Origin of the sequence: Pseudomonas sp. B21-010 (assembly GCF_024749325.1) — a bacterium.
GTDB lineage: Bacteria > Pseudomonadota > Gammaproteobacteria > Pseudomonadales > Pseudomonadaceae > Aquipseudomonas > Aquipseudomonas kilonensis.
This window is the reverse complement of sequence record NZ_CP087198.1, coordinates 5,754,290-5,775,340: the sequence shown is the minus strand read 5'-3', so window position 1 is coordinate 5,775,340 and position 21,051 is coordinate 5,754,290. Positions and strand designations below refer to the sequence as shown.

General features: G+C 57.4%; 31 protein-coding genes. 28 read left to right on the top strand and 3 right to left on the bottom strand.

The annotated features are described in order from the left end of the window. Nucleotides 1-3 precede the first annotated feature (3 nt). From rplB to bfr, 26 genes are all read left to right on the top strand, one after another. Nucleotides 4-828: a 50S ribosomal protein L2 gene (gene rplB / locus LOY50_RS25805; RefSeq protein ID WP_003186055.1), complete on the top strand. Its 825-nt coding sequence runs from the start codon at nt 4-6 to the stop codon at nt 826-828. 16 nt (nt 829-844) lie between these two features. Beyond that, nucleotides 845-1,120, top strand: coding sequence for a 30S ribosomal protein S19 (rpsS, locus tag LOY50_RS25800; protein ID WP_002555486.1), 276 nt, complete (start codon nt 845-847; stop codon nt 1,118-1,120). Nucleotides 1,121-1,131: 11 nt separating this feature from the next. Then, the gene (rplV, locus tag LOY50_RS25795) at nt 1,132-1,464 is read left to right on the top strand and encodes a 50S ribosomal protein L22 (protein ID WP_003103908.1); all 333 of its coding nucleotides are present in this window, start codon (nt 1,132-1,134) and stop codon (nt 1,462-1,464) included. A 13-nt stretch (nt 1,465-1,477) separates the two neighbouring features. Further along, the gene (rpsC, locus tag LOY50_RS25790) at nt 1,478-2,164 is read left to right on the top strand and encodes a 30S ribosomal protein S3 (protein ID WP_003176422.1); all 687 of its coding nucleotides are present in this window, start codon (nt 1,478-1,480) and stop codon (nt 2,162-2,164) included. Between the two features lie 12 nt (nt 2,165-2,176). Continuing rightward, nucleotides 2,177-2,590 (top strand): 50S ribosomal protein L16, encoded by a 414-nt coding sequence (gene rplP, locus LOY50_RS25785; RefSeq protein ID WP_003186052.1) that lies wholly within the window; start codon nt 2,177-2,179, stop codon nt 2,588-2,590. Further along, nucleotides 2,590-2,781, top strand: coding sequence for a 50S ribosomal protein L29 (rpmC, locus tag LOY50_RS25780; RefSeq protein ID WP_002555481.1), 192 nt, complete (start codon nt 2,590-2,592; stop codon nt 2,779-2,781). The genes rplP and rpmC overlap by 1 nt, the downstream gene beginning before the upstream one ends. A gap of 2 nt (nt 2,782-2,783) precedes the next feature. Further along, nucleotides 2,784-3,050, top strand: a complete 267-nt coding sequence (rpsQ, locus tag LOY50_RS25775; RefSeq protein WP_003176419.1) for a 30S ribosomal protein S17 — start codon at nt 2,784-2,786, stop codon at nt 3,048-3,050. 23 nt (nt 3,051-3,073) lie between these two features. Beyond that, nucleotides 3,074-3,442, top strand: coding sequence for a 50S ribosomal protein L14 (rplN, locus tag LOY50_RS25770; RefSeq protein WP_002555479.1), 369 nt, complete (start codon nt 3,074-3,076; stop codon nt 3,440-3,442). 11 nt (nt 3,443-3,453) lie between these two features. Then, entirely contained in the window at nt 3,454-3,768 is a 315-nt protein-coding gene (gene rplX, locus LOY50_RS25765) for a 50S ribosomal protein L24 (RefSeq protein ID WP_007896770.1), read from the top strand. Nucleotides 3,769-3,788: 20 nt separating this feature from the next. After that, nucleotides 3,789-4,328 carry a 50S ribosomal protein L5 gene (gene rplE / locus LOY50_RS25760; protein WP_003186044.1) on the top strand — a complete coding sequence of 180 codons (540 nt, stop codon included), beginning with the start codon at nt 3,789-3,791 and terminating at the stop codon, nt 4,326-4,328. A 13-nt stretch (nt 4,329-4,341) separates the two neighbouring features. Beyond that, nucleotides 4,342-4,647 (top strand): 30S ribosomal protein S14, encoded by a 306-nt coding sequence (gene rpsN, locus LOY50_RS25755; RefSeq protein WP_003186042.1) that lies wholly within the window; start codon nt 4,342-4,344, stop codon nt 4,645-4,647. A 210-nt stretch (nt 4,648-4,857) separates the two neighbouring features. Continuing rightward, complete coding sequence (gene rpsH / locus LOY50_RS25750) at nt 4,858-5,250, top strand: 30S ribosomal protein S8 (protein WP_003186040.1); 393 nt, start codon at nt 4,858-4,860, stop codon at nt 5,248-5,250. 12 nt (nt 5,251-5,262) lie between these two features. Continuing rightward, nucleotides 5,263-5,796, top strand: coding sequence for a 50S ribosomal protein L6 (rplF, locus tag LOY50_RS25745; RefSeq protein WP_003186039.1), 534 nt, complete (start codon nt 5,263-5,265; stop codon nt 5,794-5,796). Nucleotides 5,797-5,806: 10 nt separating this feature from the next. Continuing rightward, a complete protein-coding gene (gene rplR, locus LOY50_RS25740) occupies nt 5,807-6,157 on the top strand; it encodes a 50S ribosomal protein L18 (RefSeq protein WP_003186037.1) in 351 nt (116 codons plus the stop codon). Nucleotides 6,158-6,160: 3 nt separating this feature from the next. After that, nucleotides 6,161-6,661 carry a 30S ribosomal protein S5 gene (gene rpsE, locus LOY50_RS25735; RefSeq protein ID WP_003186035.1) on the top strand — a complete coding sequence of 167 codons (501 nt, stop codon included), beginning with the start codon at nt 6,161-6,163 and terminating at the stop codon, nt 6,659-6,661. A 2-nt stretch (nt 6,662-6,663) separates the two neighbouring features. After that, complete coding sequence (rpmD, locus tag LOY50_RS25730) at nt 6,664-6,840, top strand: 50S ribosomal protein L30 (protein ID WP_003186033.1); 177 nt, start codon at nt 6,664-6,666, stop codon at nt 6,838-6,840. Nucleotides 6,841-6,843: 3 nt separating this feature from the next. Next, on the top strand, nt 6,844-7,281 hold the full coding sequence (rplO, locus tag LOY50_RS25725; RefSeq protein ID WP_063324140.1) for a 50S ribosomal protein L15: 438 nt from the start codon (nt 6,844-6,846) through the stop codon (nt 7,279-7,281). Beyond that, the gene (gene secY / locus LOY50_RS25720; RefSeq protein WP_003186029.1) at nt 7,282-8,610 is read left to right on the top strand and encodes a preprotein translocase subunit SecY; all 1,329 of its coding nucleotides are present in this window, start codon (nt 7,282-7,284) and stop codon (nt 8,608-8,610) included. A gap of 30 nt (nt 8,611-8,640) precedes the next feature. Continuing rightward, a complete protein-coding gene (rpmJ, locus tag LOY50_RS25715; protein WP_002555468.1) occupies nt 8,641-8,757 on the top strand; it encodes a 50S ribosomal protein L36 in 117 nt (38 codons plus the stop codon). Between the two features lie 130 nt (nt 8,758-8,887). Then, a complete protein-coding gene (gene rpsM, locus LOY50_RS25710; RefSeq protein ID WP_003186020.1) occupies nt 8,888-9,244 on the top strand; it encodes a 30S ribosomal protein S13 in 357 nt (118 codons plus the stop codon). 30 nt (nt 9,245-9,274) lie between these two features. Further along, nucleotides 9,275-9,664, top strand: coding sequence for a 30S ribosomal protein S11 (gene rpsK / locus LOY50_RS25705; RefSeq protein ID WP_002555466.1), 390 nt, complete (start codon nt 9,275-9,277; stop codon nt 9,662-9,664). Between the two features lie 18 nt (nt 9,665-9,682). Beyond that, entirely contained in the window at nt 9,683-10,303 is a 621-nt protein-coding gene (gene rpsD / locus LOY50_RS25700; protein WP_003176404.1) for a 30S ribosomal protein S4, read from the top strand. Nucleotides 10,304-10,325: 22 nt separating this feature from the next. Next, nucleotides 10,326-11,327: a DNA-directed RNA polymerase subunit alpha gene (locus tag LOY50_RS25695; RefSeq protein ID WP_003186012.1), complete on the top strand. Its 1,002-nt coding sequence runs from the start codon at nt 10,326-10,328 to the stop codon at nt 11,325-11,327. A 42-nt stretch (nt 11,328-11,369) separates the two neighbouring features. Then, nucleotides 11,370-11,756 (top strand): 50S ribosomal protein L17, encoded by a 387-nt coding sequence (gene rplQ / locus LOY50_RS25690; RefSeq protein ID WP_003186009.1) that lies wholly within the window; start codon nt 11,370-11,372, stop codon nt 11,754-11,756. A gap of 225 nt (nt 11,757-11,981) precedes the next feature. After that, entirely contained in the window at nt 11,982-13,430 is a 1,449-nt protein-coding gene (locus LOY50_RS25685; protein WP_253469859.1) for a catalase, read from the top strand. Nucleotides 13,431-13,588: 158 nt separating this feature from the next. Beyond that, entirely contained in the window at nt 13,589-14,053 is a 465-nt protein-coding gene (gene bfr, locus LOY50_RS25680; RefSeq protein ID WP_014340470.1) for a bacterioferritin, read from the top strand. A 174-nt stretch (nt 14,054-14,227) separates the two neighbouring features. Here the strand turns inward: bfr and uvrA are convergent, their stop codons facing one another. Further along, entirely contained in the window at nt 14,228-17,062 is a 2,835-nt protein-coding gene (gene uvrA / locus LOY50_RS25675) for an excinuclease ABC subunit UvrA (protein ID WP_253469856.1), read from the bottom strand. 179 nt (nt 17,063-17,241) lie between these two features. Here uvrA and LOY50_RS25670 point away from each other — a divergent pair, with 179 nt between their 5' ends. Together LOY50_RS25670 and LOY50_RS25665 are read left to right on the top strand one after the other, a co-directional pair. Further along, nucleotides 17,242-18,639, top strand: a complete 1,398-nt coding sequence (locus tag LOY50_RS25670; RefSeq protein WP_018612247.1) for an MFS transporter — start codon at nt 17,242-17,244, stop codon at nt 18,637-18,639. Between the two features lie 9 nt (nt 18,640-18,648). Next, nucleotides 18,649-19,170, top strand: coding sequence for a single-stranded DNA-binding protein (locus LOY50_RS25665; RefSeq protein ID WP_003206078.1), 522 nt, complete (start codon nt 18,649-18,651; stop codon nt 19,168-19,170). A 129-nt stretch (nt 19,171-19,299) separates the two neighbouring features. Here LOY50_RS25665 and LOY50_RS25660 read toward each other — a convergent pair whose 3' ends face one another. After that, nucleotides 19,300-19,791 carry a hypothetical protein gene (locus LOY50_RS25660; protein ID WP_258689520.1) on the bottom strand — a complete coding sequence of 164 codons (492 nt, stop codon included), beginning with the start codon at nt 19,789-19,791 and terminating at the stop codon, nt 19,300-19,302. Between the two features lie 260 nt (nt 19,792-20,051). Continuing rightward, nucleotides 20,052-20,906, bottom strand: coding sequence for a hypothetical protein (locus LOY50_RS25655; protein WP_253469849.1), 855 nt, complete (start codon nt 20,904-20,906; stop codon nt 20,052-20,054). Nucleotides 20,907-21,051 lie beyond the last annotated feature (145 nt).

Below are 21,051 nucleotides of genomic sequence, written 5' to 3'. Positions count from 1 at the left end.
ATCATGGCAATCGTTAAATGCAAACCGACTTCCCCTGGCCGCCGTTTTGTGGTCAAGGTGGTCAACCAGGAGCTGCATAAAGGCGCTCCTCACGCACCGCTGCTCGAGAAAAAATCGAAGTCTGGTGGTCGTAACAACAATGGCCGTATTACCACTCGTCACATCGGTGGTGGTCATAAGCAGCATTATCGTCTGGTCGACTTCCGTCGCAACGACAAGGATGGCATCGCTGCCACCGTCGAGCGTATCGAATACGATCCAAACCGTACTGCTCACATCGCTCTGCTGCTGTACGCAGATGGCGAGCGTCGCTACATCATCGCCCCTAAAGGCGTGAGTGCTGGCGACCAGCTGATCGCAGGTGCCCTGGCACCGATCAAGCCGGGCAACGCTCTGCAACTGCGTAACATTCCAGTTGGTAGCACCGTACACGGCATCGAATTGAAGCCAGGTAAAGGCGCACAGATCGCTCGTTCCGCTGGTGCTTCGGCTCAGCTGATCGCTCGTGAAGGTGTCTACGTGACCCTGCGTCTGCGTTCTGGTGAGATGCGTAAAGTACTGGCTGAATGCCGTGCGACCCTGGGCGAAGTCTCGAACTCCGAGCACAGCCTGCGTTCGTTGGGTAAAGCTGGTGCCAAGCGCTGGCGTGGCGTTCGCCCAACCGTTCGTGGTGTTGCCATGAACCCGGTTGACCACCCACATGGTGGTGGTGAAGGTCGTACCTCTGGTGGTCGTCATCCGGTATCGCCATGGGGCTTCCCGACTAAGGGCGCGAAGACTCGTGGTAATAAGCGTACCGACAAAATGATCGTCCGTCGTCGCAAGTAAATAGAGGGATACGACAGTGCCACGTTCTCTGAAAAAAGGTCCTTTTATTGATCTTCACCTACTGAAGAAGATCGAAGTGGCGGCGGAAAAGAACGATCGCAAACCAGTTAAGACCTGGTCGCGTCGTTCGATGATCCTGCCACAAATGGTCGGTCTGACCATCGCAGTACACAACGGTCGTCAACACGTCCCAGTTCTCGTTAACGAAGACATGGTCGGCCACAAACTGGGCGAGTTCGCCGGTACCCGCACTTATCGCGGGCACGTGGCAGACAAGAAAGCCAAGCGTTAAGGGGTTAGGAAATGGAAGTAGCCGCTAAGTTGTCGGGCGCTCGAATCTCCGCCCAGAAAGCCCGCTTGGTCGCCGACCAGATCCGCGGGAAGAAGGTGGGCGAAGCGCTCAACCTGTTGGCTTTCAGCAGTAAGAAAGCCGCCGAGATCATGAAGAAAGTGCTGGAGTCGGCCGTAGCCAACGCCGAGCATAACGAAGGCGCAGACGTTGATGACCTGAAGGTCAGCACCGTTTTCGTCAACGAAGGGCGTTCGCTGAAGCGCATCATGCCACGTGCCAAAGGCCGTGCTGATCGCATCGTCAAGCGGTCTTGCCATATCACTGTCAAGGTTGCTGACAAGTAACGGAGTCGAAGAGATGGGTCAGAAAGTACATCCCATTGGCATTCGCCTGGGAATCGTCAAGGAGCACACCTCCGTCTGGTACGCAGACGGTCGGACTTATGCGGACTACTTGTTCGCTGATCTGAAGGTGCGTGAGTATCTCCAAGACAAACTAAAAAGCGCGTCCGTAAGCCGTATCGATATCCATCGTCCGGCGCAGACTGCACGTATCACCATCCACACCGCTCGTCCAGGTATCGTTATCGGGAAGAAAGGTGAAGATGTTGAGAAACTGCGTCAGGACCTGACCAAGCAAATGGGTGTGCCTGTGCACATCAATATCGAAGAGATCCGCAAGCCGGAGCTCGACGGTATGCTGGTTGCGCAGAGCGTAGCTCAGCAGCTGGAGCGTCGCGTAATGTTCCGTCGCGCTATGAAGCGCGCTGTACAGAACGCAATGCGCATTGGTGCCAAAGGCATCAAAATCCAAGTGAGCGGTCGTCTCGGCGGTGCTGAAATCGCACGTACTGAATGGTATCGCGAAGGTCGTGTGCCACTGCACACCCTGCGTGCCGACATCGACTATGCCAACTACGAAGCTCACACCACCTACGGTGTGATCGGTGTAAAGGTTTGGATCTTCAAAGGCGAAGTAATTGGTGGTCGCCAAGAAGAACTGAAGCCACAAGCACCAGCGCCTCGTAAAAAAGCTGCTAAGTAAGGGGTACGCCAAATGTTGCAACCAAAGCGTACGAAGTTCCGCAAGCAGATGACCGGTCACAACCGTGGCCTGGCATTGCGCGGTAGCAAAGTCAGCTTCGGCGAGTTCGCGCTGAAGTCTGTTGCTCGTGGTCGTCTCACCGCTCGTCAGATCGAGTCAGCGCGTCGTGCTCTGACCCGTCACGTAAAACGTGGCGGCAAGATCTGGATCCGTGTATTCCCGGACAAGCCTGTCACCAAGAAGCCACTCGAAGTTCGGATGGGTAAAGGTAAGGGTAACGTGGAGTACTGGGTTGCCCAGATTCAGCCAGGCAAAGTCCTGTATGAAATCGAGGGTGTTTCTGAAGAGCTGGCGCGTGAGGCTTTCGCCCTGGCTGCTGCAAAGCTGCCGCTCGCCACCTCCTTTGTTAAACGGACGGTGATGTGATGAAAGCGAATGAACTTCGTGAAAAATCAGCACAGCAGCTGAACGAGCAACTGCTCGGCCTGCTGCGCGACCAGTTCAATCTGCGTATGCAGAAAGCAACTGGCCAGTTGGGGCAGTCTCATCTGCTCTCGCAAGTTAAGCGTGACATCGCTCGCGTGAAAACTGTGCTCAACCAGCAGGCAGGTAAGTAATCATGGCTGAAGCCGAAAAAACTGTCCGTACGCTGACTGGCCGTGTTGTCAGCGACAAGATGGACAAAACCATCACCGTTCTGATCGAGCGTCGCGTTAAGCACCCGATCTACGGTAAATACGTTAAGCGTTCGACTAAGCTGCACGCGCACGACGAAACCAATCAGTGCCACATCGGCGACAAAGTCACTATTCGTGAAACTCGTCCTTTGGCCAAGACCAAGTCTTGGGCGCTGGTTGATGTTCTCGAACGCGCTGTGGAAGTCTAAGGACTAGGGGTCGGAGAAATTATATGATTCAGACTCAATCCATGCTCGATGTGGCCGATAACAGCGGCGCTCGCCGCGTTATGTGCATCAAGGTGCTGGGTGGCTCCCATCGTCGTTACGCTGGTATCGGTGACATCATCAAGGTTACCGTCAAGGAAGCAATTCCTCGCGGTAAAGTGAAAAAAGGCCAAGTGATGACTGCTGTTGTAGTCCGCACTCGTCACGGTGTTCGCCGTGCTGATGGCTCCATTATCCGCTTTGATGGCAACGCTGCTGTTCTGTTGAACAACAAGCAAGAGCCGATCGGCACCCGTATCTTTGGGCCAGTGACCCGTGAACTTCGTACTGAGAAGTTCATGAAGATCGTCTCGCTCGCCCCAGAAGTGCTGTAAGGAGATCCGACATGCAAAAGATTCGTCGTGACGACGAGATCATCGTGATCGCCGGCAAAGACAAAGGTAAGCGCGGTAAGGTGCTTAAGGTTCTCGCTGATGACCGTCTGGTCGTTGGTGGTCTGAACCTGGTCAAGCGCCATACCAAGCCAAACCCGATGTCGGGCGTACAAGGCGGTATCGTCGAGAAAGAAGCGCCACTGCACGCTTCCAACGTCGCCATCTTCAACGGCGAAACCAACAAGGCTGACCGCGTTGGTTTCAAAGTAGAAGACGGTAAGAAAATTCGTGTCTTCAAGTCGACCCAAAAAGCGGTTGATGCTTGAACACTGCTAGGTAGAAGACCATGGCACGACTAAAAGAGATTTACCGGAAGGAAATCGCACCGAAACTTAAGGAAGAACTTAAGCTTTCGAACGTGATGGAAGTTCCGCGCGTTACCAAAATCACCCTGAACATGGGTCTGGGCGAAGCGATCGGCGACAAAAAAGTCATCGAGCACGCTGTTGCCGACCTGGAAAAGATCACCGGTCAGAAAGTCGTTGTGACTTACGCTCGGAAATCCATCGCTGGCTTTAAAGTCCGTGAAGGTTGGCCGATCGGCGTCAAAGTGACCCTGCGCCGTGAGCGTATGTACGAGTTCCTGGATCGTCTGCTGTCGATCTCCCTGCCTCGGGTTCGCGACTTCCGCGGCCTGAATGCCAAGTCCTTCGATGGTCGTGGTAACTACAGCATGGGCGTTAAAGAGCAGATCATTTTCCCGGAAATCGATTACGACAAGATCGACGCTCTCCGCGGTCTGGACATTACCCTGACCACCACTGCTCGGACGGATGACGAAGGTCGCGCACTGCTGCGCGCTTTCAAATTCCCGTTCCGCAACTGATTGGAGTAGGAAAATGGCCAAGAAGAGCATGAAGAACCGTGAGCTGAAGCGTCAGCTCACCGTTGCCAAGTACGCCACCAAGCGTGCAGCGCTGAAAGCTATCATCGTTGATCTGAACGCAAGTCCAGAAGCGCGTTGGGAAGCTACCGTAGCCCTGCAGAAGCAGCCACGTGACGCAAGCGCCTCGCGCATGCGTAACCGCTGCCGCCTGACTGGTCGTCCGCACGGCGTGTACCGCAAGTTCGGCCTTGGCCGTAACATGCTGCGTCAAGCTGCAATGCGTGGTGACGTTCCAGGTCTGGTTAAAGCCAGCTGGTAAGCACTGTCAAAGTCGCGGCGTTCGGGATCGCAAGATCCTGACCGTCGGTGGCCTTGAACTTGAATCAAGCCCCTTTTGGGGCTTGATTCATTTGTGGGGTGTGTCTAGAATACCCGGCTCGCCTGAGCCCGTGTTTTTATTGCACGGATGAGCTCGGCGACACGTACTAGCCGAAAGGCTAATTTTTTGTGTATTAGGAGCGTCTAGCCCATGAGTATGCAGGACCCGTTAGCGGACATGCTAACTCGTATCCGTAATGCCCAGATGGCTGAAAAGTCCGTCGTAAGCATGCCATCTTCTACTTTGAAGGTAGCTGTTGCCAAAGTCCTGAAGGACGAAGGTTACATTGCGGGTTATCAGATCAGCAGCGAAATCAAGCCTCTGCTGTCCATCGAGCTGAAGTACTTCGAAGGCCGTCCGGTCATCGAGGAAGTGAAGCGCGTTAGCCGTCCAGGCCTGCGTCAGTACAAGTCCGTCGATGATCTGCCAAAAGTTCGTGGCGGTCTCGGTGTGTCTATCGTCTCCACCAACAAAGGTGTGATGACGGATCGTGCTGCGCGCGCTGCCGGTGTCGGCGGCGAAGTTCTTTGCACTGTGTTCTAAGGGGGGATAAGCATGTCACGCGTCGCTAAGAACCCCGTTAAGCTGCCAGCCGGTGTCGAAGTCAAATTCGCAGGCCAACAGCTTTCGGTGAAGGGTGCCAAGGGCACTCTGCAACTGAACATCCATTCGTCCGTTGAGATCGTTGAAGAAGCTGGTGAGCTGCGTTTTGCTGCTCGCAATGGCGATCAACAGACTCGCGCAATGGCTGGTACCACTCGTGCGTTGGTAAACAACATGGTCCAAGGCGTAAGCCAAGGCTTCGAGCGCAAGCTCCAGCTGGTCGGTGTTGGTTACAAAGCGCAAGCAAAAGGCACAGTGCTGAACCTGGCTCTTGGCTTCTCGCACCCAGTGGATTATGAACTGCCGGAAGGCATCACCGCTGAGACTCCTAGCCAGACCGATATCCTGATCAAGGGCATCGACAAGCAGCTGGTAGGTCAAGTGGCCGCCGAGATCCGCGACTTCCGTCCACCAGAGCCGTACAAAGGCAAAGGTGTGCGCTACGCGGACGAAGTCGTCCGTCGTAAAGAAGCCAAGAAGAAGTAGGGCATAGCAAATGACCGACAAAAAAGTTACTCGACTGCGTCGCGCTCGCAAAGCACGCCTGAAAATGCACGAACTCGAAGTCGTGCGTCTCTGCGTGTTCCGCTCGTCGCAGCACATCTACGCCCAGGTCATTTCGGCCGACGGCAACAAAGTCCTGGCAAGTGCCTCGACTTTGGATAAAGAACTGCGTGATGGCGCCACTGGCAACATCGACGCGGCCACTAAGGTTGGCCAGCTGGTCGCTACGCGTGCAAAAGCCGCTGGCGTCTCGCAGGTGGCTTTCGACCGCTCTGGCTTCAAGTACCACGGTCGCGTCAAGGCGCTGGCTGATGCTGCTCGTGAAGCTGGGCTGGAGTTCTAAGTTATGTCAAATAACGACCAAAAGCGCGACGAAGGCTACATCGAGAAGCTGGTTCAAGTTAACCGCGTAGCCAAAACCGTTAAAGGCGGCCGTATCTTCACTTTCACTGCGTTGACCGTAGTGGGTGATGGTAAAGGCCGTGTTGGCTTCGGCCGTGGCAAGTCGCGTGAAGTGCCTGCTGCGATCCAGAAGGCAATGGAAGCTGCTCGCCGCAACATGATCCAGGTTGATCTGAACGGCACCACTCTGCAGTACGCAATGAAGTCTGCCCATGGCGCTTCGAAGGTGTACATGCAGCCTGCTTCTGAAGGTACCGGTATCATCGCTGGCGGCGCTATGCGTGCTGTCCTCGAAGTTGCTGGCGTTCAGAACGTTCTGGCCAAGTGCTACGGCTCGACTAACCCAGTAAACGTGGTTCACGCCACTTTCAAGGGTTTGAAAGCAATGCAGTCTCCTGAATCCATTGCCGCCAAGCGTGGCAAAAGCGTCAAGGAGATCTTCTGATCATGGCTACCGTAAAAGTTACGCTGATCAAAAGCATGACCGGCCGCATCCCTAACCACAAACTGTGCGTTAAGGGTCTGGGTCTGCGTCGCATCGGTCACACTGTAGAAGTCCTGGATACTCCCGAGAATCGCGGGATGATCAACAAGGCTTACTACATGCTGCGTGTCGAGGGTTAATCGATGAAACTCAATGATCTGAGTCCAGCGCCGGGTTCCCGTCGCGAAAAGCATCGTCCGGGCCGTGGTATCGGTAGTGGTTTGGGCAAGACCGGTGGCCGTGGCCACAAAGGTCAGACCTCCCGCTCCGGTGGCACCATTGCTCCAGGCTTTGAAGGCGGTCAACAGCCGCTGCATCGTCGCCTGCCGAAGTTCGGTTTCGTTTCCCTGAAAGCCATGGACCGCGCAGAAGTGCGTCTGTCCGAGCTGGCCAAAGTGGAAGGCGACATCGTCACCGTGCAGTCCCTGAAGGATGCCAACGTGATCAACCAGAACGTTCAGCGTGTGAAAATCATGCTGTCGGGCGAAGTTGCTCGTGCTGTCACCATCGGAAAGGGAATCGGCGCCACCAAAGGTGCGCGTGCGGCTATCGAAGCAGCTGGCGGCAAGTTCGAGGAATAAATGGCTAAGCAAGGTGCTCTCTCTGCGCTCGGCAAAGGCGGTATGTCTGAACTCTGGGCTCGTCTGCGTTTTCTGTTCCTGGCGATTATCGTCTACCGAATAGGCGCACACATCCCGGTTCCAGGTATCAACCCGGACCGACTCGCGGACCTGTTTCGACAGAATGAGGGGACCATTCTTAGCTTGTTCAACATGTTTTCCGGCGGCGCGCTGGAGCGGATGAGCATCTTTGCACTGGGGATCATGCCGTACATTTCGGCATCGATCATCATGCAATTGATGAGCGCCGTTAGCCCGCAGCTGGAGCAGTTGAAGAAGGAAGGTGAAGCTGGCCGTCGCAAGATCAGCCAGTACACCCGCTACGGCACTGTCGTCCTCGCTCTCGTTCAAGCCATTGGCATGTCCATCGGCTTGGCGGGGCAGGGCGTTTCGTTCACTGCTGACTTCAGCTTTCATTTCGTTGCGGTAACCACTTTTGTGGCGGGCGCGATGTTCATGATGTGGCTGGGTGAGCAGATTACTGAGCGTGGTGTTGGCAACGGTATCTCGATGTTGATCTTCGCAGGTATCGTCGCCGGTCTTCCGAGAGCGATCGGGCAGTCTTTCGAGTCTGCGCGTCAGGGTGATATCAACATTTTCGCCCTGGTTGCCATCGGTCTGCTGGCAGTAGCGATTATCGGTTTCGTGGTGTTCATTGAGCGTGGTCAGCGTCGTATTGCTGTTCACTACGCCAAGCGTCAGCAGGGCCGCAAGGTATTTGCTGCGCAGACCAGCCACTTGCCGTTGAAGGTGAACATGGCCGGCGTAATTCCGGCTATTTTCGCGAGCAGCATCCTGCTGTTCCCGGCTTCGTTGGGTGCCTGGTTCGGCCAGTCTGAAGGTATGGGCTGGTTGCAGGACATCTCGCAGTCGATCGCTCCTGGTCAGCCGTTGAATATTCTGCTGTTTAGTGCAGGGATTATTTTCTTCTGCTTCTTCTATACGGCGTTGATGTTCAATCCGAAAGACGTAGCGGAAAACCTGAAGAAGTCCGGTGCCTTTATTCCGGGCATCCGTCCAGGTGAGCAGTCTGCGCGCTACATTGATGGCGTTCTGACTCGCTTGACCATGTTCGGTGCTCTTTACATGACGGCCGTCTGTCTGTTGCCCCAGTTCCTGGTGGTTGCGGCAAACGTACCGTTCTACCTTGGCGGGACCTCGTTGCTGATCGTGGTCGTGGTTGTGATGGACTTCATGTCCCAAGTACAATCGCACCTCGTTTCGCACCAGTACGAATCCCTGATGAAGAAAGCCAACCTGAAGGGCTACGGCAGCGGCATGTTGCGCTGAGTAGCGTCCATAAGGTTCGAGGAGTTGGTGATGAAAGTTCGTGCATCGGTGAAAAAGCTGTGCCGTAACTGCAAGATTATTCGCCGCGAAGGTGTTGTTCGGGTAATTTGCAGCGCGGAACCGCGTCACAAACAGCGCCAAGGCTGAGTGTGATTGTGCTTTAAGCCCGGCAGCTAGTGCGCTGCCGGGTTGATTATTTGTTATTACAGCGATATTATCTCGCGCCCTATTTCTTGGCTTCCGGGGCGTAGGTAGCTGTCAATTGGAGTCCCACTGAATGGCCCGTATTGCAGGCGTCAACATTCCAGATAACAAGCATACTGTTATCTCGCTGACCTACATCTATGGTGTTGGTCGCACTACTGCACAGAAAATTTGTGCAGTGACTGGGGTAAACCCAGCGGCAAAGATCAAAGATCTGAGCGACGAGCAGATTGAACAGCTGCGTGGCGAAGTGGCGAAGTTCACCACTGAAGGTGACCTGCGTCGCGAAATCAACATGAAAATCAAGCGCTTGATGGACCTCGGTTGCTATCGCGGTCTGCGTCATCGTCGTGGTCTGCCAGTACGCGGTCAGCGTACCAAGACCAACGCGCGTACCCGTAAAGGTCCGCGTAAGCCGATCCGCAAGTAATCGCCCCAGCGAATCGACAGGAATTTAATCATGGCAAAACCTGCTGCTCGTCCTCGTAAAAAAGTTAAAAAGACAGTGGTTGATGGCATCGCCCACATCCATGCTTCTTTTAACAACACCATCGTGACCATTACCGACCGTCAAGGTAACGCTCTTTCCTGGGCTACCTCCGGTGGTTCGGGTTTCCGCGGTTCCCGCAAGTCCACCCCGTTCGCTGCTCAAGTAGCTGCTGAACGTGCTGGTCAAGCTGCGCTGGAATACGGCCTGAAAAACCTCGACGTCAACGTCAAAGGTCCAGGTCCAGGTCGTGAATCCGCAGTCCGCGCTTTGAACGGCTGTGGCTACAAGATCGCCAGCATCACCGACGTGACGCCAATCCCGCACAACGGGTGCCGTCCGCCGAAGAAGCGCCGCGTGTAATCCAGGAGATTGTAAAGAATGGCTCGTTACATTGGTCCAAAATGCAAACTCGCTCGTCGCGAAGGCACCGATCTTTTTCTGAAGAGCGGCGTGCGCGCGATCGAATCGAAGTGCAACATTGAAGCAGCACCTGGTATCCACGGCCAACGCCGCGGTCGCCAGTCCGACTACGGCACCCAACTGCGTGAAAAGCAGAAGGTCCGTCGTATCTACGGCGTTCTCGAGCGTCAATTCAGCGGCTACTACAAAGAAGCTGCTGGCAAGAAAGGCGCAACCGGCGAAAACCTGTTGCAGCTGCTCGAATGCCGCCTGGACAACGTTGTATACCGTATGGGTTTCGGTTCTACTCGTGCCGAATCTCGTCAGCTGGTATCGCACAAGTCGATCAGCGTTAACGGTCAGACCGTAAACGTTCCGTCCTACCAGGTTCGTGCTGGTGACGTGGTTGCTGTTCGCGAGAAAGCAAAGAACCAACTTCGCATTGTCCAAGCTCTCGATCTGTGTGCCCAACGTGGCCGCGTAGAATGGGTAGAAGTAGACACTGAGAAGAAGTCGGGCGTTTTCAAGAACGTTCCTGCTCGCAGTGATCTGTCCGCCGACATCAACGAAAGCCTGATTGTCGAGCTCTACTCCAAGTAAGGGCTAGAAAATAGGTGCATCCATGCAGATTTCGGTAAATGAGTTCCTGACACCCCGCCATATTGATGTGCAGGTTGTCAGTCCAACCCGCGCCAAGATCACACTCGAGCCTCTCGAGCGTGGTTTCGGCCACACCCTGGGCAACGCGCTGCGCCGCATCCTGTTGTCCTCAATGCCCGGCTGTGCAGTAGTCGAGGCCGAGATTGACGGTGTGCTCCACGAGTACAGCGCCATCGAAGGCGTACAGGAAGACGTAATTGAAATCCTGTTGAACCTTAAAGGTCTGGCTATCAAGCTGCACGGTCGTGACGAAGTTACGCTGACCTTGTCGAAGAAGGGTTCGGGGGTGGTTACCGCTGCCGATATTCAGCTGGATCATGATGTCGAGATCGTTAACCCCGATCACGTAATCGCTAACCTGGCGTCTAACGGCGCCCTGAACATGAAGCTCACCGTAGCTCGTGGTCGTGGTTATGAACCGGCAGACTCGCGTCAGAGCGATGAAGACGAAAGCCGCAGCATCGGTCGCTTGCAGCTTGACTCTTCGTTCAGCCCAGTTCGCCGTATCGCATACGTGGTGGAAAACGCCCGTGTCGAACAGCGTACCAACCTGGACAAGCTGGTTATTGATCTGGAAACCAACGGTACCCTGGATCCTGAAGAGGCTATCCGCCGTGCTGCAACCATCCTGCAACAGCAGTTGGCTGCGTTCGTCGACCTCAAAGGTGACAGTGAGCCAGTGGTTGTCGAGCAGGAAGACGAGATCGATCCGATCCTGCTTCGCCCGGTTGACGATCTGGAACTGACTGTACGTTCGGCTAACTGCCTTAAGGCGGAAAACATCTACTACATCGGCGACCTGATTCAGCGTACCGAAGTAGAGCTGTTGAAGACTCCGAACCTTGGCAAGAAATCCTTGACTGAAATCAAGGACGTTCTGGCCTCCCGCGGTCTGTCCCTCGGCATGCGCCTCGACAACTGGCCGCCTGCAAGTCTTAAGAAGGACGACAAGGCGACTGCCTGATCGTCGTAATCACCGAACGTTGTGTTTGGTAAGGAATGAACCATGCGTCATCGTAAAAGTGGTCGTCACCTGAGCCGCACCAGCTCGCACCGCAAGGCCATGTTCCAAAACATGGCGGTGTCGCTGTTCGAGCACGAGCTGATCAAAACTACACTGCCGAAAGCCAAAGAACTGCGTCGCGTTGCTGAGCCGCTGATCACTCTGGCCAAGACAGATAGCCTGGCTAACCGCCGTCTGGCTTTCGACCGTACTCGTTCGAAAGCTATCGTTGGTAAGCTCTTCAACGACCTGGGCAAGCGTTACGCTACCCGTGAGGGTGGCTACCTGCGCATCCTCAAGTGCGGTTTCCGCGCTGGCGACAACGCGCCTATGGCGTACGTCGAGTTGGTTGATCGTGCTACCAGCGGTGAAGCTGTATCCGCTGAGTAAGTCGGCAACATACAAAAAACCGGGCCTTGTGCCCGGTTTTTTGTTGCCTGAAGGAAAAAGCCGGCAAGCCGCTTCGACCGGCTTGGTTATTGGCAAGTATTCAGTGTTAGATAATGACTATCGATGTCCATGATTTAATGAATTTGGATACTGTCATTAATATGATCAATACTCCTTTCCAGCCGATTAGCCGGCAGTTCGAAGACCGACCTAGGAAGATTGAGCATGAGCCAGACCAAAACGCTTACGACCGCCAGCGGCGCTCCTGTCGCCGATAACCAGAACTCTCGCTCCGCCGGCCCGCGCGGCCCGCTGCTGCTCGACGATTTCCACCTGATCGAGAAGCTTGCTCACTTCAATCGCGAGAACATTCCTGAGCGCCGTGTGCACGCCAAAGGCTCGGGCGCCTACGGCACATTCACCGTCACCCAGGACATTACCCCGTACACCAGCGCCAAGTTGTTCGAGTCGATCGGCAAGCAGACGCCCACCTTCCTGCGGTTCTCCACCGTGGGTGGCGAGCGTGGTTCGGCCGACACTGAACGCGACCCGCGCGGGTTCGCCCTGAAGTTCTACACCGAGGAAGGCAACTGGGACATCGTCGGCAACAACACCCCGGTATTTTTCATCCGTGATCCGTTGAAGTTTCCAGATTTCATCCACACCCAGAAACGTCTGCCGCAAAGCAACCTGAAAAGCGCCCAGGCGATGTGGGATTTCTGGTCACATTCGCCTGAGGCGTTGCACCAGGTCACCATTCTGTTTTCCGATCGCGGTATTCCGGATGGCTACCGCCACATGCACGGCTTCGGCAGTCACACCTACAGCCTGATCAACGCACAGGGTGAGCGCCACTGGGTGAAGTGGCACTACAAGACCCAGCAAGGGATCAAGAACCTCGCACCGGCAGAGGCAGCACGCCTGGCAGGTACCGACCCGGATTACGCCCAGCGTGATTTGTTCAGCGCCATCGAACGCGGTGACTTCCCGAAATGGAGCGTTTGCATCCAGGTCATGACCGAGGCCCAGGCCGCAGCCCATTACGAGAATCCGTTCGACGTCACCAAGACCTGGTCGCAGAAAGAGTTTCCGCTGATCGAAGTCGGTGTGCTCGAGCTCAACCGTAACCCGCTGAATTATTTTGCCGAAGTCGAGCAAGCGGCGTTTGGCCCTAGCAACATGGTGCCAGGGGTTGGCCTCTCGCCGGACCGTATGCTGCAGGGCCGTGTCTTCGCCTACGCTGATGCGCACCGCTACCGTGTGGGCACCAATCACCAGCAATTGCCGGTGAATGCGCCGCGCAGTCCGGTCAATACCTACCAGCGCGACGGTGCCATGGCGTTCGGCAGCAATGGCGGGGCGGCACCGAACTACGAGCCTAACAGCTACGTGGAAGCACCGAAGCAAGCCCCACGTTACGCAGAGCCAGCACAGGCCCTCAGTGGCGCGGCTGACCGCTACGATCATCGCGAAGACACCGACTACTACAGCCACGCCGGTGCGCTGTTCCGCTTGATGAGCGATGAGCAGAAGGCGCTGTTGATCAGCAACATCGCCGGTGCAATGGGAGGCGTGTCGGCAGATGTGGTTGACCGTCAGTTGCAGCATTTCTTCAAGGCCGATGTTGCCTATGGAGAGGGCATCGCAAAAGCCTTGGGTGTAGCGCTTAACTAAGTCTAAACGAGAAGCAGAACCGCCCTCATTAGGGCGGTTTTTGCGTTATTTAACCTGGTTTTCTCGGATTTTCTTTGCTTTTGTAGCGTTGAGACAGTGACCTTGCGGTCAGCTTGGTTCAAACTACAACCTTTAAAAGCTTGTGGAGATGTAGGGCGATGCAAGGTCACCCAGACGTAATCGATTACCTCAACACGTTGCTGACAGGCGAGCTGGCAGCCCGTGATCAATATTTCATCCATTCGCGGATGTACGAGGATTGGGGTTTTACCGAGCTCTACGAACGTATCAATCACGAGATGGAAGAAGAGACCCAGCACGCCGATGCGCTGATGCGCCGGATCCTGATGCTCGAAGGCACGCCACGCATGCGCGCCGATGATCTCGACGTCGGTACCACGGTGCCCGACATGCTCGCCGCCGACCTGCGCCTGGAATACAAAGTCCGCGCTGCATTGTGCAAAGGCATCGAGCTCTGCGAGCAGCACAACGACTATGTGACCCGCGAGATCCTGCGGATCCAGCTCAACGACACCGAAGAAGACCACACCTACTGGCTGGAGAAGCAGTTGGGTCTGATCAAGTTGATCGGGTTGGAGAACTACCTGCAATCGCAGTTCTGATGTATTGATTGCGGGAGCGAGCTTGCTCCGGGCGGCGATCCGACGATAGCGGTGGGTCAGTCAGCAGAAATGTGGCTGACATACTGATCGCGAGCAAGCTCGCTCCCACAGGGAAACAACAAAAAGCCCCTGCCATCGATGAGATGACAGGGGCTTTTTCGTGCTCGGGTGAAATCAGTCCCGATCACGTTCCAGCAGCGGCTTGAGGTAGTAGCCGGTGTAGGACTGCTTCATCTCGGCCACTTGTTCCGGCGTCCCTACGGCGATGATCTGGCCACCCTTGGAGCCGCCTTCCGGCCCCAGGTCCACCAGCCAGTCAGCGGTCTTGATCACGTCCAGGTTGTGTTCGATCACCACTACGGTGTTGCCGTGGTCGCGAAGGCGGTGCAGCACGTCGAGCAATTGCTGGATATCGGCGAAGTGCAGGCCTGTGGTCGGCTCGTCGAGGATATACAGGGTCTTGCCGGTGTCGCGCTTGGACAGCTCGCGGGACAACTTGACCCGCTGGGCTTCACCGCCGGACAACGTCGTCGCCGACTGCCCCAGCTTGATATACGACAGGCCGACATCCATCAGCGTCTGGAGCTTGCGCGCCAGGGCCGGCACCGCGTCGAAGAACACCCTGGCCTCCTCGATGGTCATCTCGAGGGTTTCGTGGATGTTCTTGCCCTTGTACTTGATCTCCAGGGTCTCGCGGTTGTAGCGCTTGCTCTTGCACACATCGCACGGCACGTAGATGTCTGGCAGGAAGTGCATTTCCACCTTGATCAGGCCATCGCCCTGGCAGGCTTCGCAGCGCCCGCCCTTGACGTTGAACGAGAAACGCCCCGGGCCGTAGCCACGCGAACGGGACTCCGGCACGCCGGCGAACAGTTCACGGATCGGTGTGAACAACCCGGTATAGGTCGCCGGGTTGGAGCGCGGGGTACGGCCAATCGGGCTCTGGTCGATGTCGACCACCTTGTCCAGGTGCTCCAGGCCCTTGATGCTGTCGTGGGCGGCCGCTTCCAGGGTGGTGGCGCCGTTCAGGGCCGTGGCGCTGAGGGGGAACAGGGTGTTGTTGATCAGCGTCGACTTGCCGGAGCCGGACACACCGGTAACGCAGGTCAGCAGGCCGATCGGGATTTCCAGGTCGACGTTGCGCAAGTTGTTGCCGCGAGCACCCTTGAGTGTCAGCGACAACTTCTTGTTGCGCGGCGTACGTTTGGCCGGGACCTTGATCTTGACCCGGCCCGACAGGTATTTGCCCGTCAGCGAGTCAGGGTGCGCCATGACTTCGGCGGCGGTGCCCTGGGCGACGATATGCCCGCCATGCACGCCCGCGCCCGGGCCGATGTCCACGACGTAGTCGGCCAGGCGAATGGCGTCCTCGTCGTGCTCGACCACGATCACCGTGTTGCCGATGTCCCGCAGGTGCTTCAGGGTTCCGAGCAGTCGGTCGTTATCCCGTTGGTGCAGGCCGATGGACGGCTCGTCGAGGATGTACATCACCCCCACCAGGCCGGCGCCGATCTGGCTGGCGAGGCGGATACGCTGGGCTTCGCCGCCGGACAGGGTGTCGGCGCTGCGATCGAGGGTCAGGTAATCCAGGCCGACGTTCACCAGGAACTGCAGGCGCTCGCGGATTTCCTTGAGGATCTTGTCAGCGATTTCGCCCCGACGACCGGTGAGCTTCAAGCCGCCGAAATACTCGGTGGCGTCGCCAATCGGCAGGTTGGTCACCGCCGGTAGGGTCTTCTCGCCGACCCACACATGCCGCGCTTCGCGACGCAGACGGGTGCCACGGCAATCCGGGCAGGGCTGGGTGCTGAGGAACTTGGCCAGTTCTTCGCGCACGCTGGCCGATTCGGTCTCGCGGTAGCGTCGCTCCAGGTTCGGTACGATGCCTTCGAACGGGTGGGAGCGCTTGACGATATCGCCACGGTCGTTGAGGTATTTGAAGTCGACATTCTGCGAGCCGCTGCCCTGCAGGATGAATTTCTGCTGGTCGGCGGGCAGCTCGTTGAACGGCTTGTCCAGGCTGAACTTGTAATGGGCCGCCAGCGAACCGAGCATCTGGAAGTAATAGACGTTGCGCCTGTCCCAGCCGCGAATCGCGCCTTCGGCCAGGGTCAGCTCGCCATTGACTAGCCGCTTGGTGTCGAAGAACTGTTTGACCCCCAGGCCGTCGCAGGTTGGGCAGGCGCCAGCTGGGTTGTTGAAGGAAAACAGCTTGGGTTCCAGCTCGCTGATGGCGTGGCCGCAGATCGGGCAGGCGAAGCGCGCGGAGAAAATGATTTCCTCGCCAGGCTCGTCGTCCATCGGTGCGACCAGGGCGATGCCGTCGGCCAGTTTCAGCGCCGTCTCGAAGGACTCGGCCAGCCGCTGTTGCAGGTCGGCCCGGACCTTGAAGCGGTCGACCACCACATCGATCGAATGCTTCTTCTGTTTATCCAGCTTCGGCAATTCGTCCAGTTCGCACAGCTTGCCGTTGACCCGGGCCCGCACGAAGCCCTGGGCGCGCAGTTCTTCGAAAACCATCAGGTGTTCGCCCTTGCGCTCGCGAATCACTGGCGCCAGCAGCATCAGCTTGCTGCCTTCCGGCTGGGCCAGCACCAGGTCGACCATCTGGCTGACGGTCTGGGCTTCCAGGGGAATGTCGTGATCGGGGCAACGGGGAATACCGACCCGCGCATACAGCAAGCGCAGGTAGTCGTAGATCTCGGTGATGGTGCCGACCGTCGACCGGGGGTTATGGGAGGTCGACTTCTGTTCGATGGAAATGGCCGGCGACAGGCCTTCGATGGTGTCGACGTCGGGTTTTTCCATCATCGACAGGAACTGCCGGGCGTAGGCCGACAGCGATTCGACATAGCGTCGCTGGCCTTCAGCGTACAACGTGTCGAAGGCCAGGGATGATTTGCCGGATCCGGACAGGCCGGTGATGACGATCAGCTTGTCCCGTGGCAGGGTCAGGTCGATGTTCTTCAGGTTGTGGGTACGGGCCCCACGAATCAGGATCTTGTCCAAAGTGGCCTCGCTCGGCGGGCGTCGAAAACGTAGGAGTATACGGGCAAATACTGGATGGATGCACACTATTGAAGGTGCGATTGCAGCCATACATGAAGACTGCGCGGCAAACGGTCGCCATATACCCTCTCAATCGATGGGACTGGTAGAATCGCCGCCGGTTCACATGAGGTTTTTCCATGCAAGATCCCCACAGCGAACGCATGAGTAGTGGCGAGACACGCGCAGCAAGCGGTCTGGCCCTGGTGTTCGCCTTCCGTATGCTGGGCATGTTCATGGTGTTGCCGGTGCTGGCGACCTATGGCATGGACCTGGCTGGCGCGACCCCGGCCCTCATCGGGTTGGCGATTGGCGCCTATGGCCTGACCCAGGCGATCTTCCAGATCCCGTTCGGGGTCATTTCCGACCGCATCGGCCGGCGTCCGGTCATCTACCTGGGGCTGATCGTCTTCGCCCTGGGCAGTGTGCTGGCGGCCAATGCCGACTCGATCTGGGGCGTGATCGCCGGACGCATCCTGCAGGGTGCCGGGGCTATTTCCGCGGCCGTCATGGCGCTGCTGTCAGACTTGACCCGCGAACAGCATCGGACCAAGGCCATGGCCATGATCGGCATGACCATTGGTCTGTCGTTTGCCGTGGCCATGGTGGTAGGTCCCTTGCTGACCCGTGCCTTTGGCTTGTCCGGCCTGTTCCTGGCAACCGGCGCCATGGCGCTGGTGGGGATCCTGATCGTGGCGTTCATGGTGCCGCACGCCACCGGGCCGTTGCAGCACCGGGAATCCGGGGTGGCGCGCCAGGCACTGATCCCGACGCTCAAGCACCCGGACCTGTTGCGCCTGGACCTAGGCATTTTCGTGCTCCACGCCATGCTGATGTCCAGCTTCGTAGCCTTGCCGCTGGCGCTGGTCGAGAAGGCCGGCCTGCCCAAGGAGCAGCACTGGTGGGTCTACCTGACGGCGCTGCTGATTTCGTTCTTCGCCATGATCCCGTTCATCATCTATGGCGAGAAACGACGCAAAATGAAACGAGTTTTGCTCGGTGCCGTCATGACGCTGATGCTCACTGAGCTATTCTTCTGGCAGTTCGGCGATAGCTTGCGGGCCCTGGTGATCGGCACGGTGGTGTTCTTCACCGCGTTCAATCTGCTGGAAGCATCGCTGCCGTCGTTGATCAGCAAGGTTTCACCGGCGGGCGGCAAGGGCACGGCGATGGGGGTCTATTCCACCAGCCAGTTCCTGGGTTCGGCGTTGGGCGGGATCCTCGGCGGCTGGCTGTTCCAGCATGGCGGTTTGTCGGTTGTGTTCCTGGGTTGTGCCGCGCTGGCTGCACTTTGGTTCGCCTTTGCTGTTACCATGCGCGAACCTCCCTATGTGACGAGCCTGCGCTTGCCCTTATCGCCCGAGGCGATTCGTGAGGCTGGCCTGACCGAGCGTCTGAAGGCCGTCGTTGGAGTAACCGATGCAGTGGTGGTCGCCGACGAAGCGGCCGTGTATATCAAACTCGACACCGAATTATTGGATCGCGCGACGCTCGAGCGCCTGGTGAACAACCCGGCCCCGACTACGTGCGAAGCCTAGGAGAACGTTATGGCCCGTGGGGTTAACAAAGTCATATTGGTCGGTACTTGCGGCCAGGATCCCGAAGTTCGCTACCTGCCGAACGGCAACGCCGTGACCAACCTGAGTCTGGCGACCAGCGAACAGTGGACCGACAAGCAGACCGGCCAGAAGGTCGAGAAGACCGAATGGCACCGCGTGTCGATGTTCGGCAAGGTGGCTGAGATCGCCGGCGAATACCTGCGCAAGGGTTCGCAGGTGTACATCGAGGGCAAGTTGCAGACCCGCGAGTGGGAAAAAGACGGTATCAAGCGTTACACCACCGAAATCGTGGTCGACATGCAAGGCACCATGCAACTGCTGGGCGGCCGTCCACAGGGCGACCAGCAACAAGGTGGCAACAACTACCAGCAGTCGGCTCCGGCCCCGCGTCAACAGGCGCCTCGTCCGCAGTCGGCGCCACAGCCACAGCGCGAACGCCCGGCCCCACAACAGGCCGCGCCGCAACCGGCTCCGGATTTCGACAGCTTTGATGACGATATTCCGTTCTGATTACTGGTTGAGACTACTCAGCCAATAGTTTGAAAAAAGGCCCCAAGCGCACTCTGCCCTTGGGGCTTTTTTATTTATTGGCGCAGGCCAGGTTCATGACTTGAGGACACCGGGCAATCCCGGTCATGCTCACAAATCCAGATCCAATACTTCCTGCATCCTCTCGCCAATCGACTGCCTCAACCACTCGGCATGGAACGCCATGTCCCGCACCGTTACATCCGAAAACCGAAGTTCGATCGGCTTGCCATTGGCCCCGGCGAAGCACACCACAAAGTGACAGAAGTGGGCGGAAGCGGTCGTTATGTAGGGCCTGATGGAGTGGATATCGCTGTACGGCACGCATTCTTCGGTGGTTTGCCGGGCAGGGCGGCGCTGGGTGAAGGTGAGGCGTTGCTGGCGTTCGTCGAAGCAGAAGCCAAGCACCGTGGGCCCGGAGGCGAGCCAGTTGATCACGCAGACGGCCGCGAATGCGCTGATGAACATGAGCGCTAGAACCAGCGGATCTTCGATCATTCTCATGTGAATGGACGACAGGCCTTCGACCTTGAACAGCATCATGGTAAACACTGCCAGCCCGTAGACGGGCAGGGCCAGCAACATCCCCGCAACGTAAATCATGGTGCCCAGGAATCCCGGCCTGGATACGTCGCTTGAGCAATCCCACGTGGGCGGGTGCCGTGACGCTGATGTAGCGGTCGGGAACGGGGATTCGACCAGGCGCGGCGGGCGTCTGCGTTTCATGCGGCTGGCTCTTGGGAAAAATACCCGGCCATTCTTATCGTTATTGCTCAAGTACGCCTAGTAAAAAACAGTTCGCCCGAGGTTGGGTTCTTCCTGGCCCCCGCCGCCCAGATTTCTTGCCTGCCGTGCTATCACCCTCACGGTCGGTAATTTGCCGGTAACTCATGCCGTGTCGGCGTCTTCTCTTCGTGATAGTGCGGTTTGCCCTGGGGGGAGTTCATCAAGGTCGAATTGGCCAGGATCGTCTCCGTCAGCAAACAGTCCTCGCCTTCCCAGAACCAGCAGGCCAGCGCCGAGTTTCGGTTGCCGTGCATGTCCACGACGGCCGGCCAGTTTTCGACGCCGTGGGCGTCACTGGAGGCAATGTCGGGGTAATGCTTGGGCGGCAGGACCAGTGCATCACCGGGCCGCAGCCACAGGTCAGCCAGATAAATTTCCCTGGCCGCAGGACGCCAGCGGGCGACGCTGATCACCAGCGGCAAGCGTCCGTAGCGGGAAAAGAACGCGTGGGGGAAGTCGTGGTATTCGAGGTCGGTCGGGTTGTAGGTCAGCAGCTCGCGCTGGCGCGCCGGGCCCAGGTAGGGCGATTGGTGGCCGGCCCATTTGCCGTAGGTGTATTGGCCCAGGATCAGTTGGTCGTACTCGAAACGCAGGCATTCGCCGTTGCCGAGCAGGGTCATGCCGAAGGCTTGCGCCGTTTCCCTGGTTGCCCAGATGGGGGCGTAGTGCACTTCGCTGGCGTGGAAGTCGAACGTCTTGATCCAGTAGGAGCCGCTGTTCGTTGGAACCTCACGGTCCCTCCAACTGATGCCGGAGTAGCGAGTGCCCAAGGACAGGGATGGATTCTCGGGGCTGAGCGGGATCAGGTTGCCGCGCACCTGGACACTCGGCTGCGCCAACCCATGGTCGTTGAACAGATAGGGAAAGCGGCGGGGATCGAGCGCTGTTTCCACGCCGTCGCCAATAAAGGGAACACTGTTGAAGACTTGCATCGTATGGGGACCACGCACGCAAGAGGGCTAGAGGGAATGGCAGTCAATCAAGCCACGAAACCTGTGGGAGCGAGCTTGCTCGCGATGGCGGCGGCACATTCAACATTGAAGCAAGCTGAACCAGCGCCATCGCGAGCAAGCTCGC

What these genes read in the sequence shown, in the direction of transcription:
- rplO (WP_063324140.1), top strand. Translation starts at nt 6,844, where the DNA reads ATGAAACTCAATGATCTGAGTCCAGCGCCGGGTTCCCGTCGCGAAAAG.
- rplR (WP_003186037.1), top strand. Translation starts at nt 5,807, where the DNA reads ATGACCGACAAAAAAGTTACTCGACTGCGTCGCGCTCGCAAAGCACGC.
- rplF (WP_003186039.1), top strand. Translation starts at nt 5,263, where the DNA reads ATGTCACGCGTCGCTAAGAACCCCGTTAAGCTGCCAGCCGGTGTCGAA.
- rpsQ (WP_003176419.1), top strand. Translation starts at nt 2,784, where the DNA reads ATGGCTGAAGCCGAAAAAACTGTCCGTACGCTGACTGGCCGTGTTGTC.
- rpsM (WP_003186020.1), top strand. Translation starts at nt 8,888, where the DNA reads ATGGCCCGTATTGCAGGCGTCAACATTCCAGATAACAAGCATACTGTT.
- LOY50_RS25655 (WP_253469849.1), bottom strand. Translation starts at nt 20,906, where the DNA reads ATGCAAGTCTTCAACAGTGTTCCCTTTATTGGCGACGGCGTGGAAACA.
- rplV (WP_003103908.1), top strand. Translation starts at nt 1,132, where the DNA reads ATGGAAGTAGCCGCTAAGTTGTCGGGCGCTCGAATCTCCGCCCAGAAA.
- rpmJ (WP_002555468.1), top strand. Translation starts at nt 8,641, where the DNA reads ATGAAAGTTCGTGCATCGGTGAAAAAGCTGTGCCGTAACTGCAAGATT.
- rpsC (WP_003176422.1), top strand. Translation starts at nt 1,478, where the DNA reads ATGGGTCAGAAAGTACATCCCATTGGCATTCGCCTGGGAATCGTCAAG.
- rpsH (WP_003186040.1), top strand. Translation starts at nt 4,858, where the DNA reads ATGAGTATGCAGGACCCGTTAGCGGACATGCTAACTCGTATCCGTAAT.
- LOY50_RS25695 (WP_003186012.1), top strand. Translation starts at nt 10,326, where the DNA reads ATGCAGATTTCGGTAAATGAGTTCCTGACACCCCGCCATATTGATGTG.
- rplQ (WP_003186009.1), top strand. Translation starts at nt 11,370, where the DNA reads ATGCGTCATCGTAAAAGTGGTCGTCACCTGAGCCGCACCAGCTCGCAC.
- bfr (WP_014340470.1), top strand. Translation starts at nt 13,589, where the DNA reads ATGCAAGGTCACCCAGACGTAATCGATTACCTCAACACGTTGCTGACA.
- rpsE (WP_003186035.1), top strand. Translation starts at nt 6,161, where the DNA reads ATGTCAAATAACGACCAAAAGCGCGACGAAGGCTACATCGAGAAGCTG.
- rplE (WP_003186044.1), top strand. Translation starts at nt 3,789, where the DNA reads ATGGCACGACTAAAAGAGATTTACCGGAAGGAAATCGCACCGAAACTT.
- LOY50_RS25665 (WP_003206078.1), top strand. Translation starts at nt 18,649, where the DNA reads ATGGCCCGTGGGGTTAACAAAGTCATATTGGTCGGTACTTGCGGCCAG.
- rpsK (WP_002555466.1), top strand. Translation starts at nt 9,275, where the DNA reads ATGGCAAAACCTGCTGCTCGTCCTCGTAAAAAAGTTAAAAAGACAGTG.
- secY (WP_003186029.1), top strand. Translation starts at nt 7,282, where the DNA reads ATGGCTAAGCAAGGTGCTCTCTCTGCGCTCGGCAAAGGCGGTATGTCT.
- LOY50_RS25660 (WP_258689520.1), bottom strand. Translation starts at nt 19,791, where the DNA reads ATGATTTACGTTGCGGGGATGTTGCTGGCCCTGCCCGTCTACGGGCTG.
- rpsN (WP_003186042.1), top strand. Translation starts at nt 4,342, where the DNA reads ATGGCCAAGAAGAGCATGAAGAACCGTGAGCTGAAGCGTCAGCTCACC.
- rpsD (WP_003176404.1), top strand. Translation starts at nt 9,683, where the DNA reads ATGGCTCGTTACATTGGTCCAAAATGCAAACTCGCTCGTCGCGAAGGC.
- rplP (WP_003186052.1), top strand. Translation starts at nt 2,177, where the DNA reads ATGTTGCAACCAAAGCGTACGAAGTTCCGCAAGCAGATGACCGGTCAC.
- rplN (WP_002555479.1), top strand. Translation starts at nt 3,074, where the DNA reads ATGATTCAGACTCAATCCATGCTCGATGTGGCCGATAACAGCGGCGCT.
- rplX (WP_007896770.1), top strand. Translation starts at nt 3,454, where the DNA reads ATGCAAAAGATTCGTCGTGACGACGAGATCATCGTGATCGCCGGCAAA.
- LOY50_RS25685 (WP_253469859.1), top strand. Translation starts at nt 11,982, where the DNA reads ATGAGCCAGACCAAAACGCTTACGACCGCCAGCGGCGCTCCTGTCGCC.
- LOY50_RS25670 (WP_018612247.1), top strand. Translation starts at nt 17,242, where the DNA reads ATGCAAGATCCCCACAGCGAACGCATGAGTAGTGGCGAGACACGCGCA.
- rplB (WP_003186055.1), top strand. Translation starts at nt 4, where the DNA reads ATGGCAATCGTTAAATGCAAACCGACTTCCCCTGGCCGCCGTTTTGTG.
- rpmD (WP_003186033.1), top strand. Translation starts at nt 6,664, where the DNA reads ATGGCTACCGTAAAAGTTACGCTGATCAAAAGCATGACCGGCCGCATC.
- rpmC (WP_002555481.1), top strand. Translation starts at nt 2,590, where the DNA reads ATGAAAGCGAATGAACTTCGTGAAAAATCAGCACAGCAGCTGAACGAG.